General features: G+C 67.7%; 22 protein-coding genes. 13 read left to right on the top strand and 9 right to left on the bottom strand.

Annotated elements, in window-relative coordinates:
• The first annotated feature begins 506 nt into the window (after positions 1-506).
• The 3 genes from NOV65_RS09665 to NOV65_RS09655 all read left to right on the top strand — a co-directional run bounded on the left by NOV65_RS09665 (position 507) and on the right by NOV65_RS09655 (position 2,527).
• Positions 507-986: a carboxymuconolactone decarboxylase family protein gene (locus NOV65_RS09665; RefSeq protein WP_257306252.1), complete on the top strand. Its 480-nt coding sequence runs from the start codon at positions 507-509 to the stop codon at positions 984-986.
• A gap of 218 nt (positions 987-1,204) precedes the next feature.
• Positions 1,205-2,119, top strand: coding sequence for a sigma-70 family RNA polymerase sigma factor (locus NOV65_RS09660; protein WP_257306251.1), 915 nt, complete (start codon positions 1,205-1,207; stop codon positions 2,117-2,119).
• A 63-nt stretch (positions 2,120-2,182) separates the two neighbouring features.
• A complete protein-coding gene (locus NOV65_RS09655; RefSeq protein WP_257306250.1) occupies positions 2,183-2,527 on the top strand; it encodes a cupin domain-containing protein in 345 nt (114 codons plus the stop codon).
• Between the two features lie 133 nt (positions 2,528-2,660).
• On the opposite strand, the gene mobB is transcribed toward NOV65_RS09655, so the two are convergent.
• The 3 genes from mobB to NOV65_RS09640 are packed head-to-tail and all read right to left on the bottom strand — an operon-like array spanning position 2,661 to position 6,629.
• On the bottom strand, positions 2,661-3,164 hold the full coding sequence (mobB, locus tag NOV65_RS09650; protein WP_257306249.1) for a molybdopterin-guanine dinucleotide biosynthesis protein B: 504 nt from the start codon (positions 3,162-3,164) through the stop codon (positions 2,661-2,663).
• Between the two features lie 32 nt (positions 3,165-3,196).
• On the bottom strand, positions 3,197-6,295 hold the full coding sequence (locus tag NOV65_RS15560) for a BamA/TamA family outer membrane protein (RefSeq protein WP_257306248.1): 3,099 nt from the start codon (positions 6,293-6,295) through the stop codon (positions 3,197-3,199).
• A gap of 4 nt (positions 6,296-6,299) precedes the next feature.
• Positions 6,300-6,629 (bottom strand): STAS domain-containing protein, encoded by a 330-nt coding sequence (locus NOV65_RS09640; protein ID WP_257306247.1) that lies wholly within the window; start codon positions 6,627-6,629, stop codon positions 6,300-6,302.
• 193 nt (positions 6,630-6,822) lie between these two features.
• Between NOV65_RS09640 and ispG the strand changes: the two genes are divergently transcribed.
• The 5 genes from ispG (at position 6,823) to NOV65_RS09615 (ending at position 12,683) form a co-directional block, all read left to right on the top strand.
• Positions 6,823-7,929 carry a flavodoxin-dependent (E)-4-hydroxy-3-methylbut-2-enyl-diphosphate synthase gene (gene ispG, locus NOV65_RS09635; RefSeq protein ID WP_257306246.1) on the top strand — a complete coding sequence of 369 codons (1,107 nt, stop codon included), beginning with the start codon at positions 6,823-6,825 and terminating at the stop codon, positions 7,927-7,929.
• Between the two features lie 73 nt (positions 7,930-8,002).
• Positions 8,003-8,227: a membrane protein insertion efficiency factor YidD gene (gene yidD / locus NOV65_RS09630; RefSeq protein ID WP_425250854.1), complete on the top strand. Its 225-nt coding sequence runs from the start codon at positions 8,003-8,005 to the stop codon at positions 8,225-8,227.
• A gap of 125 nt (positions 8,228-8,352) precedes the next feature.
• Positions 8,353-10,767, top strand: a complete 2,415-nt coding sequence (locus NOV65_RS09625; protein ID WP_257306244.1) for an SIS domain-containing protein — start codon at positions 8,353-8,355, stop codon at positions 10,765-10,767.
• Positions 10,768-10,905: 138 nt separating this feature from the next.
• Positions 10,906-11,622 (top strand): iron-sulfur cluster repair di-iron protein, encoded by a 717-nt coding sequence (ric, locus tag NOV65_RS09620; protein WP_257306243.1) that lies wholly within the window; start codon positions 10,906-10,908, stop codon positions 11,620-11,622.
• A 152-nt stretch (positions 11,623-11,774) separates the two neighbouring features.
• Complete coding sequence (locus NOV65_RS09615; RefSeq protein ID WP_257306242.1) at positions 11,775-12,683, top strand: hypothetical protein; 909 nt, start codon at positions 11,775-11,777, stop codon at positions 12,681-12,683.
• A gap of 22 nt (positions 12,684-12,705) precedes the next feature.
• On the opposite strand, the gene NOV65_RS09610 is transcribed toward NOV65_RS09615, so the two are convergent.
• Positions 12,706-12,924, bottom strand: coding sequence for a hypothetical protein (locus tag NOV65_RS09610; RefSeq protein ID WP_257306241.1), 219 nt, complete (start codon positions 12,922-12,924; stop codon positions 12,706-12,708).
• Between the two features lie 84 nt (positions 12,925-13,008).
• Here NOV65_RS09610 and NOV65_RS09605 point away from each other — a divergent pair, with 84 nt between their 5' ends.
• The gene (locus NOV65_RS09605) at positions 13,009-13,722 is read left to right on the top strand and encodes a lysophospholipid acyltransferase family protein (RefSeq protein WP_257306240.1); all 714 of its coding nucleotides are present in this window, start codon (positions 13,009-13,011) and stop codon (positions 13,720-13,722) included.
• On the opposite strand, the gene NOV65_RS09600 is transcribed toward NOV65_RS09605, so the two are convergent.
• The gene (locus NOV65_RS09600) at positions 13,719-16,250 is read right to left on the bottom strand and encodes a serine/threonine-protein kinase (protein WP_257306239.1); all 2,532 of its coding nucleotides are present in this window, start codon (positions 16,248-16,250) and stop codon (positions 13,719-13,721) included. The two genes, NOV65_RS09605 and NOV65_RS09600, sit on opposite strands and share 4 nt — an antisense overlap.
• A gap of 82 nt (positions 16,251-16,332) precedes the next feature.
• Between NOV65_RS09600 and NOV65_RS09595 the strand changes: the two genes are divergently transcribed.
• A complete protein-coding gene (locus NOV65_RS09595; protein WP_257306237.1) occupies positions 16,333-17,898 on the top strand; it encodes a sigma 54-interacting transcriptional regulator in 1,566 nt (521 codons plus the stop codon).
• A 29-nt stretch (positions 17,899-17,927) separates the two neighbouring features.
• Entirely contained in the window at positions 17,928-18,686 is a 759-nt protein-coding gene (locus tag NOV65_RS09590) for a YIP1 family protein (protein WP_257306236.1), read from the top strand.
• Here the strand turns inward: NOV65_RS09590 and NOV65_RS09585 are convergent.
• A complete protein-coding gene (locus tag NOV65_RS09585) occupies positions 18,664-19,335 on the bottom strand; it encodes an enoyl-CoA hydratase/isomerase family protein (protein WP_257306235.1) in 672 nt (223 codons plus the stop codon). The two genes, NOV65_RS09590 and NOV65_RS09585, sit on opposite strands and share 23 nt — an antisense overlap.
• Positions 19,332-20,213 (bottom strand): tRNA (adenosine(37)-N6)-dimethylallyltransferase, encoded by an 882-nt coding sequence (locus NOV65_RS09580; RefSeq protein ID WP_257306234.1) that lies wholly within the window; start codon positions 20,211-20,213, stop codon positions 19,332-19,334. Before NOV65_RS09580 ends, NOV65_RS09585 begins: the two co-directional genes overlap by 4 nt.
• Positions 20,214-20,290: 77 nt before the next feature.
• Here NOV65_RS09580 and NOV65_RS09575 point away from each other — a divergent pair, with 77 nt between their 5' ends.
• Positions 20,291-20,686 (top strand): hypothetical protein, encoded by a 396-nt coding sequence (locus NOV65_RS09575; protein WP_257306233.1) that lies wholly within the window; start codon positions 20,291-20,293, stop codon positions 20,684-20,686.
• A 2-nt stretch (positions 20,687-20,688) separates the two neighbouring features.
• Here NOV65_RS09575 and NOV65_RS09570 read toward each other — a convergent pair whose 3' ends face one another.
• Positions 20,689-21,024: a hypothetical protein gene (locus NOV65_RS09570; protein WP_257306232.1), complete on the bottom strand. Its 336-nt coding sequence runs from the start codon at positions 21,022-21,024 to the stop codon at positions 20,689-20,691.
• A complete protein-coding gene (locus NOV65_RS09565) occupies positions 21,021-21,806 on the bottom strand; it encodes an NRDE family protein (RefSeq protein ID WP_257306231.1) in 786 nt (261 codons plus the stop codon). The genes NOV65_RS09570 and NOV65_RS09565 overlap by 4 nt, the downstream gene beginning before the upstream one ends.
• A gap of 68 nt (positions 21,807-21,874) precedes the next feature.
• Between NOV65_RS09565 and NOV65_RS09560 the strand changes: the two genes are divergently transcribed.
• On the top strand, positions 21,875-22,591 hold the full coding sequence (locus tag NOV65_RS09560) for a hypothetical protein (protein WP_257306229.1): 717 nt from the start codon (positions 21,875-21,877) through the stop codon (positions 22,589-22,591).

Below are 22,591 nucleotides of genomic sequence, written 5' to 3'. Positions count from 1 at the left end.
AAAGTCCAGCGGGCAGGCTGATTCGGGCCTCTGGCCCTCACCCCTCCGGGGCCGCCATCGCCTATGGCGATGCGGTCCTATCCTCCCTCCACTCCGCTGCGGTCGGATGGTGGGCCCGCTTCCGGCGCTCCAGTGGAGCGCCGGAAGCGATCAGGCCCGTGCCCAGCCGGACGCATGGTGACTCGGGGCTCCGCCCCTCGCCCTTCGGGCGGCAATCCGCTCCGCGGATTCCGTCCTATCCTCCCTCCGCTCCGCTGCGGTCGGATGGTCGAGACCGCCCGCGCCAACCAGTCTAGAAAGGCCCGAATCTGAACCTCCGGGCTGTTGGTTTCCAGAAACCACATGGACCTGTAACCTTTCGGCGCCCGGATGCGTGTCGTCTGTAGAAGGGGCAGCCAAACAGGGTCCCCATCCCAAGGACGGGCGGAGCTCTGGCTGGCGTGCCAAACCCACAACAAGCATCCTTCGCGGCTTTATGCCATGGATGCCAGGAAGAAGGAGAAGCAATGCAACCTCGACTGGATTACTCCAAGGCTTCATCGGGTGCCTTCAAGGCGATGCTGGGCTTGGAAATGCACGTGAGCAAATCGGGGCTGGAGCCGTCGCTGGTCGAGCTCGTCAAGCTGAGGGTCTCCCAGATCAACGGCTGCGCCTTCTGCCTCGACATGCACACCAAGGAACTGAGGGCCACGGGTGAAACCGAACAGCGGCTCTACCTTCTGAGCAGCTGGCGGGAGGCGGCCCTGTATTCCGAGCGGGAAAGGGCTGCGCTGGCCTGGGCTGAAGTCCTCACGCGCCTCCCTGAAGGGGGGGTGCCGGATGAGGCTTTCGAACGGGTCCGGAATCATTTCAGCGGGACCCAGTTGGTCGATCTGACCCTGGCCATCATTGCCATCAATGGCTGGAACCGGCTGAACATCGGTTTCCGGACTCCGGCTGGGGGCTACGTCGCCCGGTCGGCGGCGGCGCTGCTTGCGGGCGACTAGGCCCGGTTCCTCTGGCTGATCGTAGGCGCATCTGCGATGCAACAGCCGGATGGCCAGGTCCTTTGATCTTAGGGATGCCCCCCTCCTGAACCAGTGGCCCAGGAGGGGGCAAAGGGCAGGAAATCACCATGCAAGCCAGATCGCAGACCCAAACCCGGAGTACGGAGGGGCTCCGGCGTCGGCGCGTGCGATCCTTTCCCTCCCATGCCGAGGGGACCATGGACTCCACCGCCCTGGCCGAAGCCTTCGAAGCCCATCGGAAGCTGCTGTGGGGGCTCAGCTACCGCATGACGGGATCCCCCGCCGATGCCGATGATGTCGTGCAGGAGACCTTCCTTCGCGCGCTCAAGCGTCCACCCGCGGACCAGGAATCTCCCCTTCGCCCCTGGCTGGCGGCCATTGCCGTCAACCTGTCCAAGGATCTGCTGCGGCGCAGGAAATCGCGGCCCTATCCGGGGGTCTGGCTCCCGGGCCCCGTCGAATGGGACACCTCCGACTACGTGATCGAAGCGCCGCAGGAGCATTTCGACCTGTTGGAGACCGGATCCTATTCCTTCCTGGTGGCCCTGGAGGATCTCAGTCCCCAGCAGCGGGCGGTGTTTCTTCTCCGGGAGGTGTTTGATCATTCCGTGGATGAAACGGCGCGGCTGCTGGGCATTTCAGAATCCAACGTGAAGGTGACCCTGCACCGGGCGCGGAAAGTGCTCAAGCGGCCGAGCTACCCAACGAGCAGGAAACGGGAGCTCACGGGTCGGGCCCTCCGGCGGTTCCAGGAAGCCTTGGCCACCCAGGACCTGGAGACCCTGGAGTCCCTGTTCACCCCGGATGCCAAGGCCTGCGGGGATGGGGGCGGGATCTACGCATCTGCCGAGATCCCCATTCTGGGGGCGCGTGCCATCGCCCAGTTCTTCCTGCTCATCGCGCAGCAGGACCCCTCCATGCGGCTGCAACTCCGTGAGATCAACGGACTGCCCGCCCAGGTCGGAGAGAGGGACGTCCCGGAGACCGGGCCGCGAGCCCCACGCTGGGTCCTGCTGGTCGAGGTGGACGCAGAAGGGCGCATCGCCTGGGTCCGATCCGTCCTTGCTCCCCGGAAGCTCACCCGGATCTCCTGGGAGGCCTCCAAACCCTGAAGTCGATTCCAGGCAGAGCTGCTTCGTTCCTTCCGTCTTGCCATCTCCCATTGGAGCCTTTCCATGCGCCCAGTCTCGATCCAGAACGCTGATCACTACGTGTGGGGAGATCAGTGCGATGGTTGGCATCTTCTCAAGGGCGACGATCTCCACGTCATCCGGGAGAAGGTCCTGCCGGGAAGGTCCGAGACGCGGCATGTCCATTCCATCGCACAGCAGTTCTTCTTCATCCTCGCTGGCCAGGCTGTCATGGAGTTGAATGGTGAGGACCACCAGCTCTCGGCGGGCGAGGGCCTCCACATCCCACCTGGCATGCCCCATCAGTTCAAGAACCCCTTCCGCGATCCCGTCGAGTTCCTGGTCATCTCCCATCCAACGACTCGCGGGGATCGCACCGATCTGGCCTGACCCCTCATTCCCCCCGGCCGCGACTTCCGCGAGATACCCTCGCCAGTCCTCGATAAGCAGGCCGATTGAGAGGCGAGTTCAACGCTTGAAGGAGAACGGCCCAACCGCACCAACCAGCCAGGCCACCGGCCCTTCAATCCCGCCGCAGTCCCAGGTACCCGAGGATGAACTCGGCGATGGCGCTCGGATCGTTGAGGTTCAGCACGGGGACCGCCAGTCCGGGCAGCGGGCGGTCACTGGCCACGGCCACGATCCCGGGGTCCTCGACACAGAGCAGCGGCTTCCCCTCGGACTGGCGGTGGATCTCCAGCTTGGGGTGCGGGTGGGTCTTGAAGCCTTCGATGAGGAGCAGGTCCACCGGCGTCATGCGCTCGATGAGCGCCTCGATGCTGGGTTCCGGCTCCTCCCGCGACTCGTGCATCAGCACCCACCGGGAGGAGGTGACGACCAGGACCTCCGAGGCGCCGGCCTCCCGGTGCCGGAAGGAGTCTTTCCCGGGCGTGTCCACGTCGAACCAGTGGTGGGCGTGCTTCATCGTGGAGACCCGGAGCCCCCGTTCCTGCAGGATCGGCAGCACCTGGGTCAGCAGGCTGGTCTTCCCGCTTCCGCTCCATCCGACGATGCCCATGACTTTCATTTCGAACAGCCTCCTGCCGGTTCCGCAACCGATCAGAACTGGAACCCGGCCGAGATCAGCAGGCTCTTGAGCTGGGTGTCGCGTTCGTCCTGGGTGCGGGGGCGGCCCATGATGCGCTTCCAATCGCCGGCGTATTCAATCTTGAGGGGGAACCCCAGCTTGAGGATCAGACCGATGCCTGGCGTGATGCGCAGAGGAGGGTACGCCGCGGCCTGGAAGGGCATAGGCCTGGGGGTGGGCGGAATCGTGCTCGTATCCAGGTTGTAATCCAGAGGGGCAGGGCTGTGGTAGATCTGCCCGGCGTCGACGAAAACCTCGCCCCAGACGCTCTGCCATCCGAACAGCGGGAACCTGTATTCCAGGTTCAACACCACAATGGCCTGGCCTCCCAGGGGGATGGGCTGGGCAAGGACGTTGCCCTTGGTATCCGTGTGTTGGATGTTCCCCAGCATGTCCGGCTCCACACCGCGCACGGTGAAGGAACCGCCGCCGAAGAAGCGCTCGGATAGCGGCAGGTCCTTGGCGGACTGCGCGGTGGGGCGGGCGAGTCCCAATCGGGTGCTGATCATGACCACGCCGTTCTCCGCGTGGAAACCCACGGGCCAGTTCCACTGGTATCGGAGGTCCACCTTCACGAAACTGCTATTGGCGGAGGTTCCGAAGAACTGGTTCGCCAGCTCCAGCCGGCCCAGAAAGAAGGTGCCCTGGGTGGGATCGTAGGGACGATCGCGTCGATCCACCGCGATCTGGAGGTAGGGCGCGGAAATGATGCTGCGGGGCGGTGTCCTCGCCAGCAGGAAGAGATCCTGGCCTTCAAGCAGGAGCTTGCCGTCGCGATCCGTGTTGGAGGCCACTTCGACCCGCTCGAAGCGGTAGCCGAGTTGCACAGCCTGGACCGGACCGACCTTCCACTCCAGGCTGGGTGTGAACCGCCGGCGTCGGGCGAAGAAGGCGGCCTGGGCCTCCTCGATGTAGGCGCCCTCCATCCGGAAGCGCGTGCGGGGCGCCAGCAGCGAGTCCAGCGAACCGGGAAGGAACCACGGGTCCGTGTAGCCGATGCTGTAGCTGTCGACGGAGCGCTTGATTTCACCGGTGGGAAAGGCCCGCCGGAGGAAGGGACTGTCGAGGGTCTGATCCCCAGCCCGGAGACCGAAATCCAGGGTCCGGCCCATGCCGCCCACATTCAGGCGTTGGGCATTCAGGCCGAAGTGGTAGCCCTGGGTCTTGTCGTAGCCGAACGATTCGGTGAACACCCAGGGGCTGCCCTCCTGCAGGCGCAGGGCCAGATCCCCGCGCTGCCAGGGTTCCTTCTCCTGACCGGAAAGATCCTTCAGGGTGAGCAAATCCACCCGCTGGAAGGCCCCGAGGCCGCCGAGTTGGACCTGGGCTTCGTCCAGCTTGGCGGGATCCAGTGGCACCCCCTGGGCCAGCCCGGTCTCACGCAGCACCGCCTCGGCGCGCGTCCGATCGCTGCCCTGCACCACCAGCCGTCGGGTGCGGTCAAGGGGCTGGGGGGGCACCTGGATCCGCACCAGGGGCTGGGTATCGTCGTCCTCGAAAGTGAGCTTCACCTTGGGATCGGCCGAGCCTGCCGAGGAGAGGCGCTGGCGCAGGTCTGAGACCACCAGCGCCAGGTCGTTGCGCACCAGGGGGAGCGCAGGCTTGAAGGTCAGGCGCGCTCCTTCGGGCGTGGTCTCGAGGGTGCCCTCGAAACCCTGCAGGTGGCGACGATCCGAGCGGTAGCGCGAGGTGCCGCGCACCGCCACGGGGCGGTCTGCCAGGGCCAGCAGCAGGCTCCGGGCCAGGCGGTCCTTGGGGAAGGCGGGATCCGGAGGGAGCTCCAGCACCAGCGCACCCAGGAAGCGCCGCGCGCCCTCCCGGATGATGAGACGCACATCCACCGCACTGCTCTTCCCACTCTCCACGTGGCGGCGCACGCGCACGTCGGGGAAGCCTCGCTGGAGGTAGTAGGCCGTGAGACGGTCCTCCAGGGCCTTCATGGCCTCGGCCTTGGCGTGGGGCGGCAGGAGGAGGAACCGCTTGGGCAGGCTCACGGCCCGCGCCAGCTCTGCCTCCGACAGTTCACGGTTCCCTTCGAAGCTCACGGTGCCGAGGACCCGGCGGGGCCCCTGGATCACGGTGTACGTGATGGTCACGGCTTCGGGCCGTTCCGCAGTGCCCGCCGTCACCTCGCGGAGATGGGACACCTTGACCTCGGGGTAGCCCTGATCGCGGTAATAGGCGGCGATCCGGCCGTCGCCTTCATCCAGCAGACTCGGCGCATAGCGTTCGGCACGGGCCAGCGGCACGAATTCCAACAGCCGCGGACGGCCCCACAACGGACCGAGCAGGCTCAGGCCCTTGGCCTTCAGCTTCACCTTCGGCCCCGGCCTGACCTCCAGAACGAGGACACTGCCCTCCCCATCGGCAGGGGCGAGGCGGATGAAGCCTTCCATGCGCCGGTCCTTCACCAGCCGCTGGCGCAGGCGCCGCTGGGCCTCTCGCTGGACCGCAGGCGTCCAGTGGGTGCGACCGGGCTGGATGTCCGCGGTTTTCAGCAGGGACTCCCGCGTGTAGGGCGCGGGATCCCCTTCCAAGCGGACTTCGCGGATGAGCCGGGGAGGGCCGAGGCTGAGCACCAGCTTGAGCTGCCGCCCCTCCGCCTCCACCATCGCCTTCACATCGGCCTGGCGGTACCCGGCCTCCCGCAGGCGCTGTTCGGCACTCCGCTCCAGAACCGCCAGGCGCTGAGGGCCCAGGCGCTGGCCCTTCCTCAGTTCCGGCAACAGGGACTTGCGCAGATCGGCAGGCAGGGGATCTCCCTCCCAGCGCCAGGCGGCCACCGGAACCAGCGGTTCCAGGCGCAGGAGGATCTCGCCGTTGGCCCCGAGGCTCCCCTCCACCATGCGGTAGCGGTCCACCAGGCGCACGGCGGCGAGCGCCTGCTGAAAGGTCGCTGGGTCCACCATCTGCCCCGGCTTCAGCCCGAGGGCGGCCTCGGCAAAGCGCCGGTCATCCGCATCCCCGCCCTCGACCCGGACAGCCGTCACCGGCCGGGCGGATGGCGCCTCCTGGCCCACGGCGGAAACCAGGGCCAGGAGGCTGCATCCGAGGGCGGCGCGGAGACGCACCGCCCTAGAAGCCCGCGAGGGCCTCGTCCTCGGTGTCCTTGACCTCGAAAACCGAGTGCAGGCTGGTCATCTTGATCAGGCTGAAGATCTTGGAGCTCATCCCGCAGATGCGCAGCTCACCACCCTTGCCCTTGATCGAGGTGTAGCAGCCCACCAGCTCGCCCACACCTGAGGAATCCAGGTAGCTCACCTTGCTGAAGTTGATCACGATCTTGCGGGAGCCATTGGTAAGCGAGGTGCGGACGGCCTCGCCCAGTTCCTGGTCGCCGTCGCCGAGGGTGATCTTCCCCTCGGGGTAGAGGATCAGCACGTCGTTGTGATTGCGAGTGTTCATGATCATAGGGGCCTCAGGGTGAGGGGCCAGTGTAACAAGGCTGCCAAGGCCCAGCGCAAGCCCACCACCACCTGGAATCATCCGGCACGCCGGCGGCCCCTTACCGGAAACCGGTCCCGTCCGGGCCGCTTCCCGGGATCGTTCGGCCCGGGCCATAGGTGGGTACACTGGAATCTTTGATATCCGAGGCCCCATGTCCGATCAGGAACCCCAGCCCCTCGCCCCCCGCCGGAAGACCCGCCAGATCCTGGTGGGCAAGGTGCCGGTGGGCGGGGACGCCCCCATCAGCGTCCAGAGCATGACCAAGACGGACACCCGGGACGTGGAAGCCACCGTCAACCAGATCTACGGCTACGCCAACGCCGGCTGCGAAATCGTGCGAGTGAGCGTCCCCACCAAGAAGGCCGGCGAAGTCTTCCACGAGATCTGCGACCGCAGCCCCATCCCCGTGGTGGCGGACATCCACTTCGACTACCGCCTGGCCCTGGTCGCCGCAGACGGCGGCGCCGCCTGCCTGCGCATCAATCCCGGCAACATCGGCGGCCAGGATCGGGTCCGGGCCGTGGTGGACAAGGCCGGGTCGAAGGGCATCCCCATCCGCATCGGGGTGAACGGCGGCAGCTTGGAGAAGGACCTGCTGGAGAAGTTCGGCACCGCCACGCCCGAAGCCATGGTGGAGAGCGCCCTGCGCCACATCGACGTGCTGGAGCGCGAGGGTTTCCGCGACATCAAGATCAGCCTCAAGGCCAGCGATGTCATCCGCACCGTGCAGGCCTACCGCCTGCTCGCGAAGCAGGTGGACTACCCCTTCCACCTGGGCATCACGGAGGCCGGTACGCCCTTCGGCGGCACCATCCGCTCCAGCGTGGGCATGGGCATCCTGCTGGCCGAAGGCCTGGGCGACACCATCCGCGTGTCCCTCACCGGCGACGGCGAGGATGAGTGCCGCGTGGGCCATGAGATGCTGCGCGCACTGGCGCTGCGGTCCGGCGGCTTCCGCATGGTGAGCTGCCCCAGCTGCGGCCGGGTGCAGATCGACCTCAACCGGGTGGCGAACGAGATCGAGGAGGGTCTCAAGGCCATCAACCACGAGAACATCACCTACGCCGTCATGGGCTGCGTGGTGAACGGTCCCGGCGAAGCCAAGGACGCCGACCTCGGCGTGGCCGGCGGTGCGGGCGAAGGCCTCATCTACCGCAAGGGCGAGCTGATCCGGAAGGTGAAGGAGGAGGACCTCGTCCCCGCCTTCCTGGAGGAGGCCCGCAAGGTCAAGGCCGAGGCGGATGCTGCGAAAGCCTAGGATGATCGCCTGGCTGCTGGCCCACCCCCTGGCGGCCTTCGGGCTCTACCTGGTGCTGGAGGCCTTCCTGCCCGTGGCCTTCCAGCCCACCGCCTGGGTCTGCCGGGGCGCGATCCGCACCTACCAGGTCACGCTGTCGAGCCACCTGCCCACCCAGTGCAAGTTCACGCCCACGTGCAGCCACTACGGCCTGGCCTGCATCCAGAAGTACGGCACCCTGCGGGGCGGCCTGCTCACCACCTGGCGCCTCATCCGCTGCTCGCCGCTGACGAGCGGGGGCATCGACCCGGTTCCCTGATCAACGCTTCCAATTCAATTTGAAGGTTCCCGTGAAACCCACCAAGATGGTCGGTTGGACTGGTCCTCTGGAGTCGCCCCGTGTGTGGAATCGTGTCGCTTTGCTATGGATCAGAAGTCGCCGCCATGGGGCACGAGGCCGGGGAGCTGCTGAAGCGGCTTGAGTACCGTGGCTATGACTCCACCGGGGCCTCCTTCATCGGCGCGGACGGCGCCATCAGGCTCCTGAAGAAAGTCGGCGCCCCCAGCCGGGTGGTGCCGGAGTTGGGCATCGACCAGGAGCCTGGCCAGCGCTTCATCGGCCAGGTCCGCTGGGCCACCTACGGCGCTGTGACAGACGTGAACAGCCAACCCCACCACGTGCGCTGCAAGGTGGAGATCGTGGGCGCCCACAACGGCAACATCTCCAATACGGACGCTCTCAAGCCCGCCCTCACCGCGCAGGGCCATGCCGTGGTCTCCGACAACGACGGCGAGATGATCACCCACCTCACCGAAGCCGCCTATGCCGGCAACCTGGCGGAGCCCGGGCCGGCTCTGGCCGCTTGCCGAGCCGCCTACTCTGCCGCTGGGCTGAAGGCGGCCATTCCGGATGAGGCGTTCCTCCTGCTGGATGCCGCACGGAAAGCCGATGCGAAGGCGGAGGGTTCGTACGCGGCGGCCTTCGCCGATCCCAAGGCGCCCGGCGTGGTCGCCGTGAAGTCCGGCTCCTCGCTCTACGCGGGCCTCGGCACGGATGCCCACGGCGAGTTCGTGGTGGTCTCCAGTGACCTCACCTCCGTGCTCTCCAAGACGCGCATGCTCATTCCCCTGTCCGAGGGCGAGGGCATCTGGTTCACCGAGCGCGAATACCTGGTCTTCAGCCTCGGGAAAGAGCTGGCCTTCTCCGTCCCCCGTCCCAAGCGTTCCAAGCTGAACGTGCGCGATACAGGCCTCCGGGCTCCCTTCCACTACTTCATGGAGCAGGAGATCGCCTCGGTGCCCGACAACCTCGACGAAGTGCTGCGCTACTATTTCAGCGCGCCGGAAACCGAGGGCCTGTTTGCCGCCTTCGAGGACCGCCAGGATCTCTGCAAGGCCATGGTGGGCAAGGTGCTGGCCCTGTACGAAGCGCCAGATGAATCCGCCCTGGCGAAGGGCTTCAAGGCGTTGCAGGTGGACCCGGTCCACCAGGAGCTGGCCGCCCGCGTGAAGCCCCACGCCGATGCGCTGCGAGCCCGCCAGGGCCATCCGGTATCCGATGAACGCCAGCTGCTGGTGGACCTCGGCCGCCTGGATCCCCAGGCCCCGGAAGCCCTGGCCCTCTTCGATCTGCTCCTCGTGTGGAAGAAGCAGCGCCGGGTGACGCGCCACCTGCAGGAACTGGTGCAGGCCATCCGCGAAACCCAGAAGGAGGGCGGCCGCGTGTTCCTGGTGGCCTCCGGCACCTCGTACCATGCGGCCCTGGTGGCCGGAACCTTCTTCAACAACCTGGCCGGCGTGGCCGTCTTCCCGTGCAACCCGGGCATCTTCCGGTCCATGTACCTGAACACCCTCCAGCCGGGTGACCTCCTCCTCGGCATCACCCAATCGGGCGAGACCAAGGACCTGGTGGACATCTTCACGGATGTGCGCGCCCGCGTGCCGGCCCTGCGCCGCATCTCGCTGGTGAACAACGAGAACAGCCGCATCCCCCAAGAGCTCTCCGAGTTCTACCTGCCCATCCTCTGCGGCCCTGAGATCGCCGTGGCCGCCACCAAGAGCTTCCTCAACCAGGTGGCAATCCTCTATGTGCTGGCGGCCTCCTTCTCCCTGACCGAGCGCAAGATCGCCGCGAACCTGGAGCGGGCCAAGGGTCTCATCACCGACACGCTGAAGATGTGCGGGACCGACGTGGAGGAGGCCGCGAAACGGCTCTATCTGGAGCCCTCGCTGCACATCCTGGGCACGAACCTCATCGGCCTGGCCCGGGAGGGCGCCCTCAAGATCCGCGAGGTGGTCCTGAACCATGCCGAAGGCTACGACGCCGCCGAGTTCAAGCACGGCCCCAACACCATCCTCGGCAAGAACACCCTGTTCTCCATCCAGGACCTGGCGAGCCTGCTGGAAGTCTACGAGCAGCACCGCGACGGCCGCCCCTTCGCCGGCGGCATCGAAGCCCTCAAGGCCTGGCCCGAGCTGGTGGAGACGCGCTTCTCCAACTATCCCCTGCTCTTCGTGTGCCCCAGCGAGGAGCGCGACGTGCGCATCACCATCAGCCAGATCCACACCCACAAGATCCGCGGCGCCGACATCCTGCTCATCGCGGAGAGGAACCCTGAGCTGGCGGCGGCCGTGTCCGGCCGGCCCATGGGCCAGGACCGCTACTGGTCAAAGTACATCGAGGTGCCCTCCAGCGGCGATCCCAACCTCTTCGTCTTCGCGGCCTCCGTCGCCCTGCAGCGCCTGGCCTTCCGCATGTCGGTGCTGAAGATGGAATACCTGGATCGACTGACCGTGGCGGATCACGGCGTCCACCCGGACGCCCCCAAGAACGTCTCCAAATCCATCACGGTGGATTAAAATCAATGAAATCAATTTGTTGGATCTGAGTCTTTAGGTATTAAAGAAAACATGACCTTTTTAGTCAAGATGTGATGTTCCTCACGGCCCAGAGGCCTCATCTTTGAAGTCGGGGATGGCCCCCACCAAGGAGCCGGCATGAACGTGGAACTGAACACCAAGGTGGGCGAGCTGGTGATGGCGAGGCCCGAAACCATGCGCTATTTCGAGCGCCTGGGCATCGACTACTGCTGTGGCGGACATCGCAGCCTTGAGGAAGCCTGCCGGGTGGCGAATCAGGCTCCGGCCGAGGTCCTGAAGAATCTGGAGACCCTCGAACCCTTCCAGGCCGGCGTCCCCTCTCCCCGGGACTGGGCCCAGGCCCCCCTCGCGGATCTCACCCAGCACATCGTGACCACCCACCACGACTACCTCCGGGAGGAGATGCCCCGCCTCGAGCTGCTGCTCGAGAAGGTGCTCCGGGCCCATGGCGAGCGTCACCCCGAGCTGGGCCGCGTGGGCGAGCTCTACCGGGCCCTGGTGGCTGACCTCATGCCGCACATGATGAAGGAAGAGCAGATCCTCTTCCCCTTCATCCGGCAGATGGAACAGGGCCAGTCGGGATCATCCTGTTTCGGCACCGTCCAGAGCCCCATCCGCGTGATGGAGATGGAGCATGAGGCCGTGGGCGCCCTGCTGGTCGAGCTGCGCGAGCTCACCAGCGCCTACACCGTGCCTGCCGACGGCTGTGCGACCTTCCGCGCCCTTTATGATGGATTTGAGACCCTGGAGCAGGATCTCCACCTCCACATCTACCTGGAGAACCAGATCCTGCATCCGCGCGCCGTGGCCCTGGAGGCGGTGGCGCAAGCCTGAGCCCCGATCGCAGAGTGGAAAGCGGTGGACGGCAGGCATGAGTTCGGGCATATCATGGCCTGTTCTTTGCTATCCACCTCCAATGTCTGCGTGTGCGTTTCATGCCTTCGGGTAGGATCGCACGCGTCTGACTCACCACCTGCGGATCACCCATGAATTCCGCCGCCTCCCAAGGCTTCCGTCAGGGCCAAGCCGTCCTCATCCGCAGCGCGACTGAGATCGCCGCCACGCTGGATGCCGATGGAAAGCTGGAGGGCCTGCCCTTCATGCCGGAAATGGTGAGGTTCTGCGGCACCCGCGCCAGCGTCCACCGCAACGCCGACAAAACCTGCGTGGAGGGTGCCGGACTCCGTCGCATGGCTGGAACGGTCCTCCTGGAGGATCTCCGGTGCGACGGCTCCTCGCACGACGAGTGCCAGCGGAACTGCCTGTTCTTCTGGAAGGAGGCCTGGCTTCACCCCGCGGAACAAGCGACCAGCCCAGAGCCACCCGGGGCGAGTTCCGACGGCGCCCTCACGCAACTCCCCACCCGGCGGGAGGGCCGGTATGTCTGTCAGTCCACCGAGTTGCTTGCGGCCACCCGACCCATGTCCCGCTGGAACCTCGCCAACTTCTTCACGGAGATCCGCAGGGGCGAGCTGACGATTCCTGATTTCCTCCGGATCTTCATCACCACCACCTTCAACCGCCTTCTCGGGCTGTTCGGATTCCGGAAGGTCGGCGCGCTGGCCGGCTCTCACCGGAAGAATCCGAAGGGCGACCTCGAACTCCGGCCTGGAGACTGGGTGGAGGTCCGCAGCTTCGAGGAGATCCAGGGCACCCTCGACCCCGACGGGAAGAACTGCGGGCTCGCCTTCGAGCCGGGCATGACCGAGCACGTCGGCAAGCGATTCCAGGTCGAGCACAAGCTCGAGCGGATCATCCTGGAGCAGACGGGGAAGATGATCAGCCTGGCCCACACGGTCTCTCTGAAAGGCGTGACCTGTCAGGGTCCCTGCAGCAAGAACTGTCCGCGGAACAATGTCCTCTACTGGCGCGAGAGCTGGCTGAAGCGCGTGTAAGCGCCCGGTCCGGGATCGCCTTTCAGTGGGTGTCCTCCAGGCACCACCGGTCCGTGCAGCCGTGGCTTTCAACCACCTGTTTCGCGCGCCGCAGGCGGAGGGTGTGCTGGACGGTCTGCATGATGGTGAAGAGCCGGTCGTGGATGCCCAGCCGTGCGAGGTCTGCCGCCGTGAACCAGGTGACGCCGTCAGGATCCTTGCGCGCGGCGTGATCGGTCAGGATCTGTTCGGTGATGCCCACGGGTGACCTCCGGAACTGCTAGTTTGAATAGCACGGGGGGGCGTCGTGGCCAACTGGCGAAACACGGGAGGGGGCGCGGTTGTGATGGCCGTCTGGGGCATGGTCCTGGTGCCGGCTGTCGTGATCGGGATCCTGCTGGCCGTCCCCTTCCTGGGGCGGAGGCGGGCCTTCTTCACCATCGGGCCGCTGTATGCCAAAGGCATGGCCTGGTTCTGCCACATCCCCTTCACCCTCAAGGGTTGGGAACGCCTGCCCGAGACCATCCGGGAGGGGCGCCAGCCCGTCATCTTCATGTCCAACCATGAAAGCCAGATGGACCCGCCGGTCCTGATCGGCGCCCTGCCAATCCCGGCGGTCTACATCGCCAAGAAGGAAGTGAAATACCTGCCCTTCGTCGGCTGGGCCGCCTGGGTCGCGGGCGCCATCTTCATCGACCGGGGCGACCGAGAGCGGGCCATCAGGAGCATCCGCGAAGCCGCCAACGAGATCCGGGGCGGCAAGAGCGTGGTGATCTTCCCGGAGGGCACCCGCAGCCGAACAGGCGGAATGCTCCCTTTCAAAAAGGGGGGCTTTGCCCTGGCCCTGGATGCAGGCGTACCCATCGTGCCCATGGCCACTGTGGGCGGGCGTGAGGTGCTTCCGCCAGACAGCATCCGGCTCCGTCCAGGCCATTACGTGGTCGTGGTGGGTGAGCCCGTGGATCCCGCCGCGCATGTCGACCGGGAGTCCCTGATGGTCGAGGTCCGCAGCCGCATCGAGACCCTCATGGCCGAGGCCCGCGGCACGGCCTGGTCTTAGCGGAAAACCGGATCCTGCTGTGCCACCCGGCGCTTGCCCGGATGCAGCCGGTCGGCGAGATCCACCAGGTTGCGGGCCTCGGCGGCCCCACCCAGCTTCGCCGCCGTGCGGGCCATGAAGTAGAGATTCACGGAAAGCACTCGCTTTTCATTGTGCTTCTTGGCGGCCAGGTCCGAGGCCAGGAGCTTCTGTCGGTACCCCTCGAACAGGGTCAGAGCCCCTGTGGCGTCCCCCTCTATGGCCTTCTTCAGGCCCGCCAAGAGCAGGGTGCTGGAGTGGTCGGCGGGCCAGGCGCCGTCCAGTTCGCGCAAGTATCCTTCGGCGGTCCCGAAGTCCTGATGGTCCCAGGCGGCATAGGCCATGAGGCTGCGCAGGACATTGGAGTTCGGCACTTCGCGGAGGCCGGCCCGGAGCCGGATCTCGGCCTCCGGCGCGCGGCCCATCCACAGCAAGGCATCCGCGGCCGTGACGTAGGCGTACTCCGCGGCGGGGCGCAGCGCCACCGCGCGGTCCGCGTGCTGCAGGGCCAACCGCAACTCACCTTCGTTTTGCAGCAGCACGCCGTAGCGATGGTGGGCCTGCCAGCCCTCCGGAAACAGCGCCAGCGACTTCTCGAAGTAGCGGCGGGCCGCCTGATGGTTGTCCTCCCCCTCCAGGCCGGCGAAGACATCCGCCAGCACGTCGTAGGCCTTGTGGTCGGCCGGGTCGAGACGCACCGCCTGAAGGGCCGAACGGCTGGCCCCATCCAGATCTCCCAGCCGGAGCAGGATGGAGCCGAGGGCGCGGTAGGCCTGAGAGGCTCCGGGATCCAGGTTGATGGCCGCCTCGGCGGCCGCCTTCCCCTGGCGCAACAGGGCCTGACCTTCGTCGAACCGGCCCTGGCTCAGAGCCCTGGTGGCGCCCAGCTCCGCCAGGGTCCACGCGTACTCGGCCCGGGCCGGGGCGTAGTCCGGTTCGATCTCGATGGCGGATTGCAGCAGCGAGTTGGCCAGCTGGACCGAGTCCTGGTTGCCGTCCGTGATGACCTGAAGCGCTTTCGTGTAGAGTTCCCGCGTGCGCGGATTCCTCGCCTGGACCCGCGGCGCGCCGGAATCGCTGCCCAGGCCCATCTCCTGGGGCAGCCGCTGCTGCAGTTCGTCCTCCAGCTTCAGCAGATCCGCGAGGGGCCGGTCCAGCTGGAACTGGTGCCGAGTGGCCCCGTGGGCCACGTCCACCACGCGGACTCCCATGCGGAGCTGACCACCCACCACCTGGTAGCTGCCCAGCACCAGCAGCTCAGCCTTGAGCTGGCGCCCCAGCTCGCCCAGGGCCCTCGGAGCCCGGCCTGGCGTGTCGCCCAGCTGGTTCATGGCCTCCGCCACCCGCAGGCGGTCCACCACCAGCAGGTCCTCGCGCCGGACAAGCCCATAGGCCATCGCATCCGCGAAGCTGTTGCTCAGCCATGCGTGCTCCGTATCCGGCTGCAGCTGCTCCAGGGGCAGGATCGCCACCACCCGCCGCCCCTTGGTGAAGTCCTCCCGCGAGGCGCGCCGCGCTTCGCCCAGGCCCGTCGCCATCGTCCGGCGGACCACGAAAATTCCGAGAGCCGCCCCCGCCACCAGGATGGCCACCACGGAAGCCGGGATCCACCAGCGCCTGGGCTTCTGGAGCCGCGCCACCGACAGGCTGAGGTGCGGCACATTGGCCGTGGCGGTGTCTTCGGCCAACCCGGCCGCCAGGGCCTGCAGGTTGGGGAAACGGTCCTTGGCCGCCTTCGACATCAGGCGATGGATGGCATCCTGGAGGGTGCGCGGGAGGTCGGGACGGAGCTCGGACAGGGGCCTCGGTTCGTCCCGCGTCACCGCGTAGAGCGTGTCCACCAGGCTGGGTCGGCGGAAGGGGTGGGTCGCCGTGGCGAGTTCGTACAGCACCACGCCCAGACTGAACTGGTCCGACTGCCCGGTGAGCGGCTGGCCGTTGGCCTGCTCGGGGCTCATGTAGGCCGGGGTGCCCTGGCTGTACCCCGGTGCGGTGCTCTCGACCAGGGTCATGTGATGGGAGGTCTGCCCCAGGGGAAGGTCCTCGACGCCGCGGCGGGCGATGCCGAAATCCAGGATCTTGAGCTGGCCGTCGTCCGTGAGGAGCATGTTCTCGGGCTTGATATCCCGGTGGACGATGCCCTTCTGGTGCGCGTGGGAGAGGGCCGAGGCAGCCTGACGGGCCAGATCCTGGAGGGCGCTCCCCTCCAAGGGGCGGCCCACCAGGGCGCGGAGGGTGTCGCCCTCCACCAGTTCCATGGCGATATAGGGCGTGCCGTCCACCTCCCCGGCATCGTAGATGTGGGCGATGTTCGGGTGGTTGAGCTGGCAGGCCAGCTTGGCTTCGCCGATGAGCGCCTTGCGGCGCAGGTCGTCCGCATCCTTGAGGATCTTGAGGGCCACCTCGCGCTCAAGGCGCAGGTCCAGAGCCTTCCAGACCTCGCCCATGGCCCCCTCGCCCAGGCGGGCGAGCAGACGGTAGGAACCAAAGGTGGGGGCGTCTGGGGTCAAGCTTGTCCTTACAGGTCTAGGGAAGTATACCTTTCGGACTAGCGAAGCGTTTAACTCCCGGTAGCTTGACCGGAGTCTCGAAATGCCGAGAATCAGGCTGGAGGTGCCCGTGGCCGCGCCGGATCTCGAGACCGCCCTCACGGGTGCCCGCCTGGTGGAGGAAGCCGGTGCCCTCCTCACCCTCGGCGAGGAGCCGGAGCGCATGGTGGTCCATGCCTTCGAGCGCCTGGGCCAGCTGGTGCCCTACGACCTGGCCACGGTGCTGCTCCGCGAAGGGGAGGCCCTGCGGGTGGCCTACGCCGTGGGCCCCCTGGCCACGCCCCAGCTCACGGAGGCCATCATCCCCATCCGGGGGAACCTGCGCCTCCTGCACGCCCTCAAGCCGCGCTCCAAGCCCGCCACCTTCGAGGAGGATGATCCCGGCGAGGACACCTTCCACGGCCTGCTGGAGATGCCCCACGGCCACAGCTGCCTGGTGGCGCCCCTGCGCAGCCGCGGCGAGACCTTCGGCCTCATGACCCTGGATGCCATGGTCTGCCGCCAGTATCCCGACAGCGTGCTGCACCACGTGGGCGTCTTCGCCTCCCTGCTGGCGCTGGGCCTCAAGCAGGCGGAGCACCTGCTCCGGCTCGCCGAGCGGGAACGCAACCTGGCAGAGGAGGTCAGCTACTTCCGCGAAGTCCAGCGGCGGGATGTGCTCCAGGAGCCCCTGCGTGCCGAGAGCCCCGCCATGCGGACCATCCTCGACCAGCTCCGCCAGGTGGCCGCCACCGTGACCACGGTGCTCATCACGGGCGAGACCGGCACGGGCAAGGAGAAGGTGGCCCAGACCCTCCACCACCTCTCGCCCCGCCGCGAGCGGCCCTTCATCAAGGTGAACTGCAGCGCCCTGCCGGCGACGCTCATCGAATCCGAGCTCTTCGGTCACGTGAAGGGCGCCTTCAGCGGCGCGGCCTCGGCCCGGAAGGGACGGTTCGAGCTGGCCGACGGTGGCACCCTCTTCCTCGACGAGATCGGCGACCTGCCGCTGGACCTCCAGCCCAAGCTGCTGCGCGCCATCCAGGAAAAGGAGATCGATCCCCTGGGCGCCGAGAAGTCCCGCAAGGTGGATGTGCGCCTCGTGGCCGCCACCCACACGGACCTGCGCAAGGCCGTGGCCGAGGGGCGATTCCGCGAGGATCTCTTCTACCGGCTCAGCGTCTTCCCCATCCACATTCCGCCCCTGCGCGAGCGGCCCGATGACATCCCGGCCCTGGCCGAGGCCTTCCTCGACCGGTTCGCCCGGGACAATCGCCGCCCGCCCATCCACCTGCCCGGCGCCGTGCGGGAGCAGCTGGAGGCCTACCCCTGGCCCGGCAATGTGCGCGAACTGCACAACGTCCTGGAACGCGCCGCCATCCTCTCGGCGGGGCGCGAACTGCGCCTGCCCCCCGGCGCCCTGCCCGCCCGGGGTGGCAGCGACCGGGCCGGCCGCCCCCTCACCTGGGAAGCCCAGGAGCGCGTCTACCTGGAGCGCCTGCTCCACCACACCCGCGGCAAGATCGCCGGGACGGACGGCGCCGCCGCCCTGGCCGGCCTGGCCCCTTCCACGCTCCTCTCGCGTCTGGAAAAGCTGGGGCTGGCCCCGAAGGACTTCCGCGAAGCGTGATAGGTTTGAGCGCATTCCCGGAGCGACGGATGAGCGAGACCACCGGCCCCTACGATGCCCTGCCCCCGATCATCCCGCTGGATGAGCCACCCTCCCTGCCGCCGCCGGCCTTCGCCCCGCCACCGCTGGAGGCGCCGCTCCTCCGCCCCATCCCCTTCGAGGACATCGAAGCCATTCCCGGCTTCTGGGCCCGGATCGGCGCCATGTTCCGGCTGGTCTTCAGCAACCCCATGGAACTCTTCGACCGCGTGCCCGCCACCGAGGGCCTCGGCGCACCCTGGCGCTTCCTACTGCTGCTGTCGATTCCGGTCTTCCTCATCATGGCCCTGCTCTTTTTCTTCGTGGGCATGGGCATCATCCTTGCCGCCCTGGAGCAGACCGGCAAAAGCGAGGGCAGGACCATCGCCGCCGTCATGCCCCTCATCTTCGGCGCCATCCTGCTGCTCATGCCGCTCTTCACCTTCCTGGGCATGGTTGTCGGGGGGTTCTTCAACCACGTCTTCCTGTGGCTGTGGGGTGGCCTCAAGCCCGGTGTGGGAATGGGCCAGACCATCCGCGCCTACGGCTACGCCTCCGCCTTCATCCAGATCGGCGGCCTCATCCCCTACATCGGCTTCCTGGTGCAGATCGCTGGCATGGTAGTCATCGGCATGGGCCTGGCCCGCATGCACAAGACCGACACCTGGCGGGGCGTCTGTGCCGCGCTGACCCCCCTCATCCTCCTCTGCTGCTGCGGCCTCATCGCCGCCATGGCCGTTCCCGCGATCATCGCGGCGGCGGGACGGTAGCCTTCAGCCAATCGAGCACGGCGGCCCGCGCCGCTCCAGGCTCCAGGATGCGCTGCACGGCTCCCGCGGCGAGCGCGTCGGCCGTGCCCCAGGTCTCGAAATGCCGAAACAATCGATCCGCCCCTTCGCGGCCCAGGATCTCCGGCAGGCGCACCGTGCCCCCGAAGCCCGTGAGGATGCCGTGTTTCGCGGCAGGGTGGGCCAAGCGCAGGCCACCCTTTCCTGTGATGGGGTCCGCCGCCACGGCCCAGCGCTCCCGGCCATGCAAGGCCAGGTCGCAGCCGCCCCCCATGGCCACGCCCGAGATCAACGTGAGTGTGCGCCAGCCGGGCCAGAGGAGGTGGCCCATCACGCGCTGGCCCCGCCGGGCGAAGGGCTCCGCCGACACGGGATCCAGGGCGCCCACCTCGTGCAGATCTGCCCCCGCCGAGAAGTGATGGCCCCAGCCCGCCATCCAGCCGGCGCTGCTGAGGGCGACCCGGCGCACACCGGCGGCGCGCAGCTCGAGGAACAGGCGATCCAGCGCCACCAGCAGGTCGCTGTGCAGGCGGTTGAGGCCATCGCCGGACCGCAGTCCGATCCAGGCCCAGTCCGCGTCGCGCAACAGCTCCAGGGAGGTTCTGCCCTCGTACCAGATGGCCGGTGTCATGCCAGGCCCAGCCGTGCGAAGGCCACCGCTAGCGGCTCGGTGTCGGGATCCCAGGTGGGCGCACCGGACAGCTGGTTCCGGAACCAGGTGGCCTGGCGCTTGGCGTAGGCCTGGGTCTCCTGCACCACCGTGGCCTGAAGGGCAGCGGGCTCGCCCCCCGCCATCCAGGCGGCATAGCCCAGGGGTCGTAGCGCCAGCAGGTCCGCCCCATGGCCCGCGGCCACCAGGCCCCGCACCTCCTCCGGCCAGCCCGTCCGAACCTGGGCGGCCACCCGGGCAGCCACCCGCTCCCGCTGGCGCTCACGACCGGGCGTGACCACCAGGACCCGCCAACCAGCCGGAATAGCCGTATCCAGACCGGCCAGGAAGGTCGAAGGGACCCGTCCGGTGGCCAGGTGCAGGGCCAGGGCCCGCTGGATCCGGGCGCTGTCGTTGGCATGCAGGGCCGCGGCCCGGGCCGGGTCCACCACGGCCAGGTAGCGGTGCAGCGCAGGTGCCCCCAGAGCGGAACCCCAGCGCCGCACACGCGTCACCAGGGCGGGTGGCACCTCCGGCAGAGCGCTGAGCTGGTCCCAGATGCCCCGCAGATAGAGGCCCGATCCCGTCACCAGAACGGGCTCACGACAGGCCGAGAGTCGCCCCCGCACCCAGGCCCCGAAGACCGTGGGGTTCGGGCGGGTCGAGAGGGGCAGTTCGCCGTAGCCCAGGTGGGGCACGCCGCCCTGCTCGGCCGTGTCCGGCTGGCCCGTGCCGATGGCGAGGCCCGCGATGGCCTGGTAGGGATCGCCATTCACCACGGTGCCCCCCACCCGGCGGGCCACGGCCACCGCCACGGCGGACTTGCCGGAGGCCGTGGGGCCGAGGATCGCGATGGGCATGGGTCCAGTCTACTGAGTTCGGAGTCTGGGAACCCGGGGGCCGGGAACCTCGGGCCTCGTGATCTCATTCCAAAACCATGCGCGTCCTGCTCTGCATCTGCCTCGCCTCCGGCCTGATGGCCAGAGAGACGGCCCATCCCGAGCCGCTGGAACCCGGAAAGGATCGCGCCTTCCTGTCCCGGATCATGGGAAACAATGACAGCGGCACCCGGCCCTGGCGGACCTACAACCCCCCGGCGGAATCCGCCTCAGCCGTCGTGGAAGTGGTCGGAGAATTGACGAAAGAGGAACTGCGCCAGGTGGCCTTCCAGGAGTTCGTCGTCTGGTTCCGGCAGGATCTCCGGCGCTTCCTCCACACCATCGGCGGCGACATGCCCGAACCGGTGAGTCTGGCCTCCGCCACCCTGCCTGTGGACCGCTTCGGCGGCAATCCCGTGCCCCGGAACGTCCCTCTGGGCCGGGCCAACTTCTAGTTCTACTCCATCAGCCTCGGCAGCAGCAGGGCGGCCTGGTCCCGGGCCAGGCGGGCGGCCTCCAGGGCGTTGCGGGCCGCGTCTTCGGGAGATTGGCGGGGCGTGAGCAGAGCCTCCAGCTGGCCCCGAAGGCGGGCGGTCTCGCCCTCGGGATCAGGCAGATGGCGCTGGGCGGCCGTCTCGAAGACCGCCAGGAAGCACTGGATGGCGTCGCAGGCCGCGGTCACGATGGCCGCGCTGTGGCGGCGGTCGATGTCCAGGGCCAGGGCCGCGGCGAGAAAGCGGAGGCCGTCCTCGAAGCGACCCTGGGAGGAATGGGAGGGGCCGGAACCGTTCATGACGGGTTGCCCTCCGTCTCGAAGGGCCAGCGGAGGTCCGAGCGTCCCGAAAGCTCTCCCGATGGATCGAAGCGCCACTCGGTGAAGCGGGCCGAGCCATCACGGCCCAGGGTGACGACTGTGGTGCAGCGGGTTCCGTACTGGGGACTGACGATGAACGCCGGTGACAGCAGGCGCTCCAGTTCGAGCCCCACGCCGGTGTCGGGAAGGTCCGCATCGGGGGCGGGTGCCCGGTCCATCAGGGCGGCCAGCAGGGGTGTCTCATCCGCCTCCCCGGAAGCGACCCAGGCCGCCATCGCCCGCCGGAGCTTTTCCGTCTTGGGCCACGACGTGTCCAGATCCGCGTTCGAGACGACGTGCACCCCCGGCGGCACTTCACGCGAAACGAACCGCGGGTGGTTGTTCAGGTAGCACAGATCCGCCCCGTCCCAGAGCAGCAGGTTGAATCCGGCGAAAGCCATCGCCCGGTCTCCGACCTCCTCCGCGAAGGCCCGGGCCGTCTGCCGACTCCGGATGAAGTTGGCCACCAGCCCGCCCCGGGAAGGCGCGGCCGGATCCGGAATCGCCATGCGCCGCACGTTGGTGACGCAGGCCAGCCGCCCCCCCTGCGCCAGGGCGAGCCAGCTGCCACCCTGGGACAGATCGCGCCCTCCGAAGACCTCGGGGGCATCCACCCAGGCCGCGGCCGGCGCGGTGGGACGCGCATGGTACTCATCGCGGTTGGCGGCGATGACGAGTTCGAAATCCGGATGGGCGCGGTAGGCCAGCGCGATGAGGCACATAGCTAATGATAGGCCTGGCTCAACCGCTGTCGGAGGAGCCCGTAATCCTCCCGTCCGAGGATCCTCCCATGCGCCCTGCCCTCCCCTTCGCCGTCCTGGCCCTCTGCGGCTCTCTGCTCCAGGCCGACGGCCTCTCGGACTTGAAGGCGGCCCTCCGGGGCCTTCCGGCACCCGCGAAGGTGCGGGTGAAGGTCGAGGCGGAGAGCCTGGAGCGGGAGTCCGGGAAGGATGTCATCGAGCGCCGTTCCACGCTGGTGGAGGATGGGCCGGAGGGGATCCGGATTCTCGAGGACAGCCGCCCGGCGGCCGCGCCGGCGAAGGCCAAGGGGAAGGGCGCCTCCAAGGGCCCCGGATCGGCCAAGAAGGGCTCCGGCGAATTCCATGACGAACTGCGCCCCGCGGAAGGTCTGCTGGAGCAACTGGAGAAGGCCCGGGTGCTGGAGGAGAAGGTGGAGACCTACGAAGGCCGGCCGGCCCGGCGGTTGAAGCTGGCCATGGACCTGGAACTGGATGCCGAGGCCCGCAGCCACCTGAAGAAAGCCGAGCACGAGGCCACGGTCTGGATCGGCCAGGACGGCCTGCCGCTGGCCATGGTCCATCGCATCGAGATCAAGGCCCGGGTGATGCTCGTCGCCAGCGTCTGGACGAAGATCGACATCCGCCGACGCTTCCAGCGCAGCCAGAACCAGCTGCTGGTGCTGGACGAACAGGCGGAGGTCCAGGGCGCGGCCCTGGGGAAGTCCTTCAGCGCCAAGGACACCACCCGCTGCAGTGTGATCTTCTAG

Origin of the sequence: Geothrix campi (genome assembly GCF_024609265.1) — a bacterium.
GTDB lineage: Bacteria > Acidobacteriota > Holophagae > Holophagales > Holophagaceae > Geothrix > Geothrix campi.
Note: the sequence above shows the minus strand (reverse complement) of the source record. Positions and strands in the feature narration are given on the sequence as shown.

Excerpts from the sequence above, each read along its gene's own strand:
- NOV65_RS09575 (WP_257306233.1), top strand. The coding sequence starts at position 20,291 with ATGCGCGTCCTGCTCTGCATCTGCCTCGCCTCCGGCCTGATGGCCAGA.
- NOV65_RS09580 (WP_257306234.1), bottom strand. The coding sequence starts at position 20,213 with ATGCCCATCGCGATCCTCGGCCCCACGGCCTCCGGCAAGTCCGCCGTG.
- mobB (WP_257306249.1), bottom strand. The coding sequence starts at position 3,164 with ATGAAAGTCATGGGCATCGTCGGATGGAGCGGAAGCGGGAAGACCAGC.
- NOV65_RS09605 (WP_257306240.1), top strand. The coding sequence starts at position 13,009 with ATGGCCGTCTGGGGCATGGTCCTGGTGCCGGCTGTCGTGATCGGGATC.
- NOV65_RS09655 (WP_257306250.1), top strand. The coding sequence starts at position 2,183 with ATGCGCCCAGTCTCGATCCAGAACGCTGATCACTACGTGTGGGGAGAT.
- NOV65_RS09615 (WP_257306242.1), top strand. The coding sequence starts at position 11,775 with ATGAATTCCGCCGCCTCCCAAGGCTTCCGTCAGGGCCAAGCCGTCCTC.
- NOV65_RS09585 (WP_257306235.1), bottom strand. The coding sequence starts at position 19,335 with ATGACACCGGCCATCTGGTACGAGGGCAGAACCTCCCTGGAGCTGTTG.
- NOV65_RS09565 (WP_257306231.1), bottom strand. The coding sequence starts at position 21,806 with ATGTGCCTCATCGCGCTGGCCTACCGCGCCCATCCGGATTTCGAACTC.
- NOV65_RS09660 (WP_257306251.1), top strand. The coding sequence starts at position 1,205 with ATGGACTCCACCGCCCTGGCCGAAGCCTTCGAAGCCCATCGGAAGCTG.
- ispG (WP_257306246.1), top strand. The coding sequence starts at position 6,823 with ATGTCCGATCAGGAACCCCAGCCCCTCGCCCCCCGCCGGAAGACCCGC.
- NOV65_RS09625 (WP_257306244.1), top strand. The coding sequence starts at position 8,353 with ATGGGGCACGAGGCCGGGGAGCTGCTGAAGCGGCTTGAGTACCGTGGC.
- NOV65_RS09560 (WP_257306229.1), top strand. The coding sequence starts at position 21,875 with ATGCGCCCTGCCCTCCCCTTCGCCGTCCTGGCCCTCTGCGGCTCTCTG.
- NOV65_RS09665 (WP_257306252.1), top strand. The coding sequence starts at position 507 with ATGCAACCTCGACTGGATTACTCCAAGGCTTCATCGGGTGCCTTCAAG.
- NOV65_RS09590 (WP_257306236.1), top strand. The coding sequence starts at position 17,928 with ATGAGCGAGACCACCGGCCCCTACGATGCCCTGCCCCCGATCATCCCG.
- NOV65_RS09640 (WP_257306247.1), bottom strand. The coding sequence starts at position 6,629 with ATGAACACTCGCAATCACAACGACGTGCTGATCCTCTACCCCGAGGGG.
- ric (WP_257306243.1), top strand. The coding sequence starts at position 10,906 with ATGAACGTGGAACTGAACACCAAGGTGGGCGAGCTGGTGATGGCGAGG.
- NOV65_RS09570 (WP_257306232.1), bottom strand. The coding sequence starts at position 21,024 with ATGAACGGTTCCGGCCCCTCCCATTCCTCCCAGGGTCGCTTCGAGGAC.
- NOV65_RS09595 (WP_257306237.1), top strand. The coding sequence starts at position 16,333 with ATGCCGAGAATCAGGCTGGAGGTGCCCGTGGCCGCGCCGGATCTCGAG.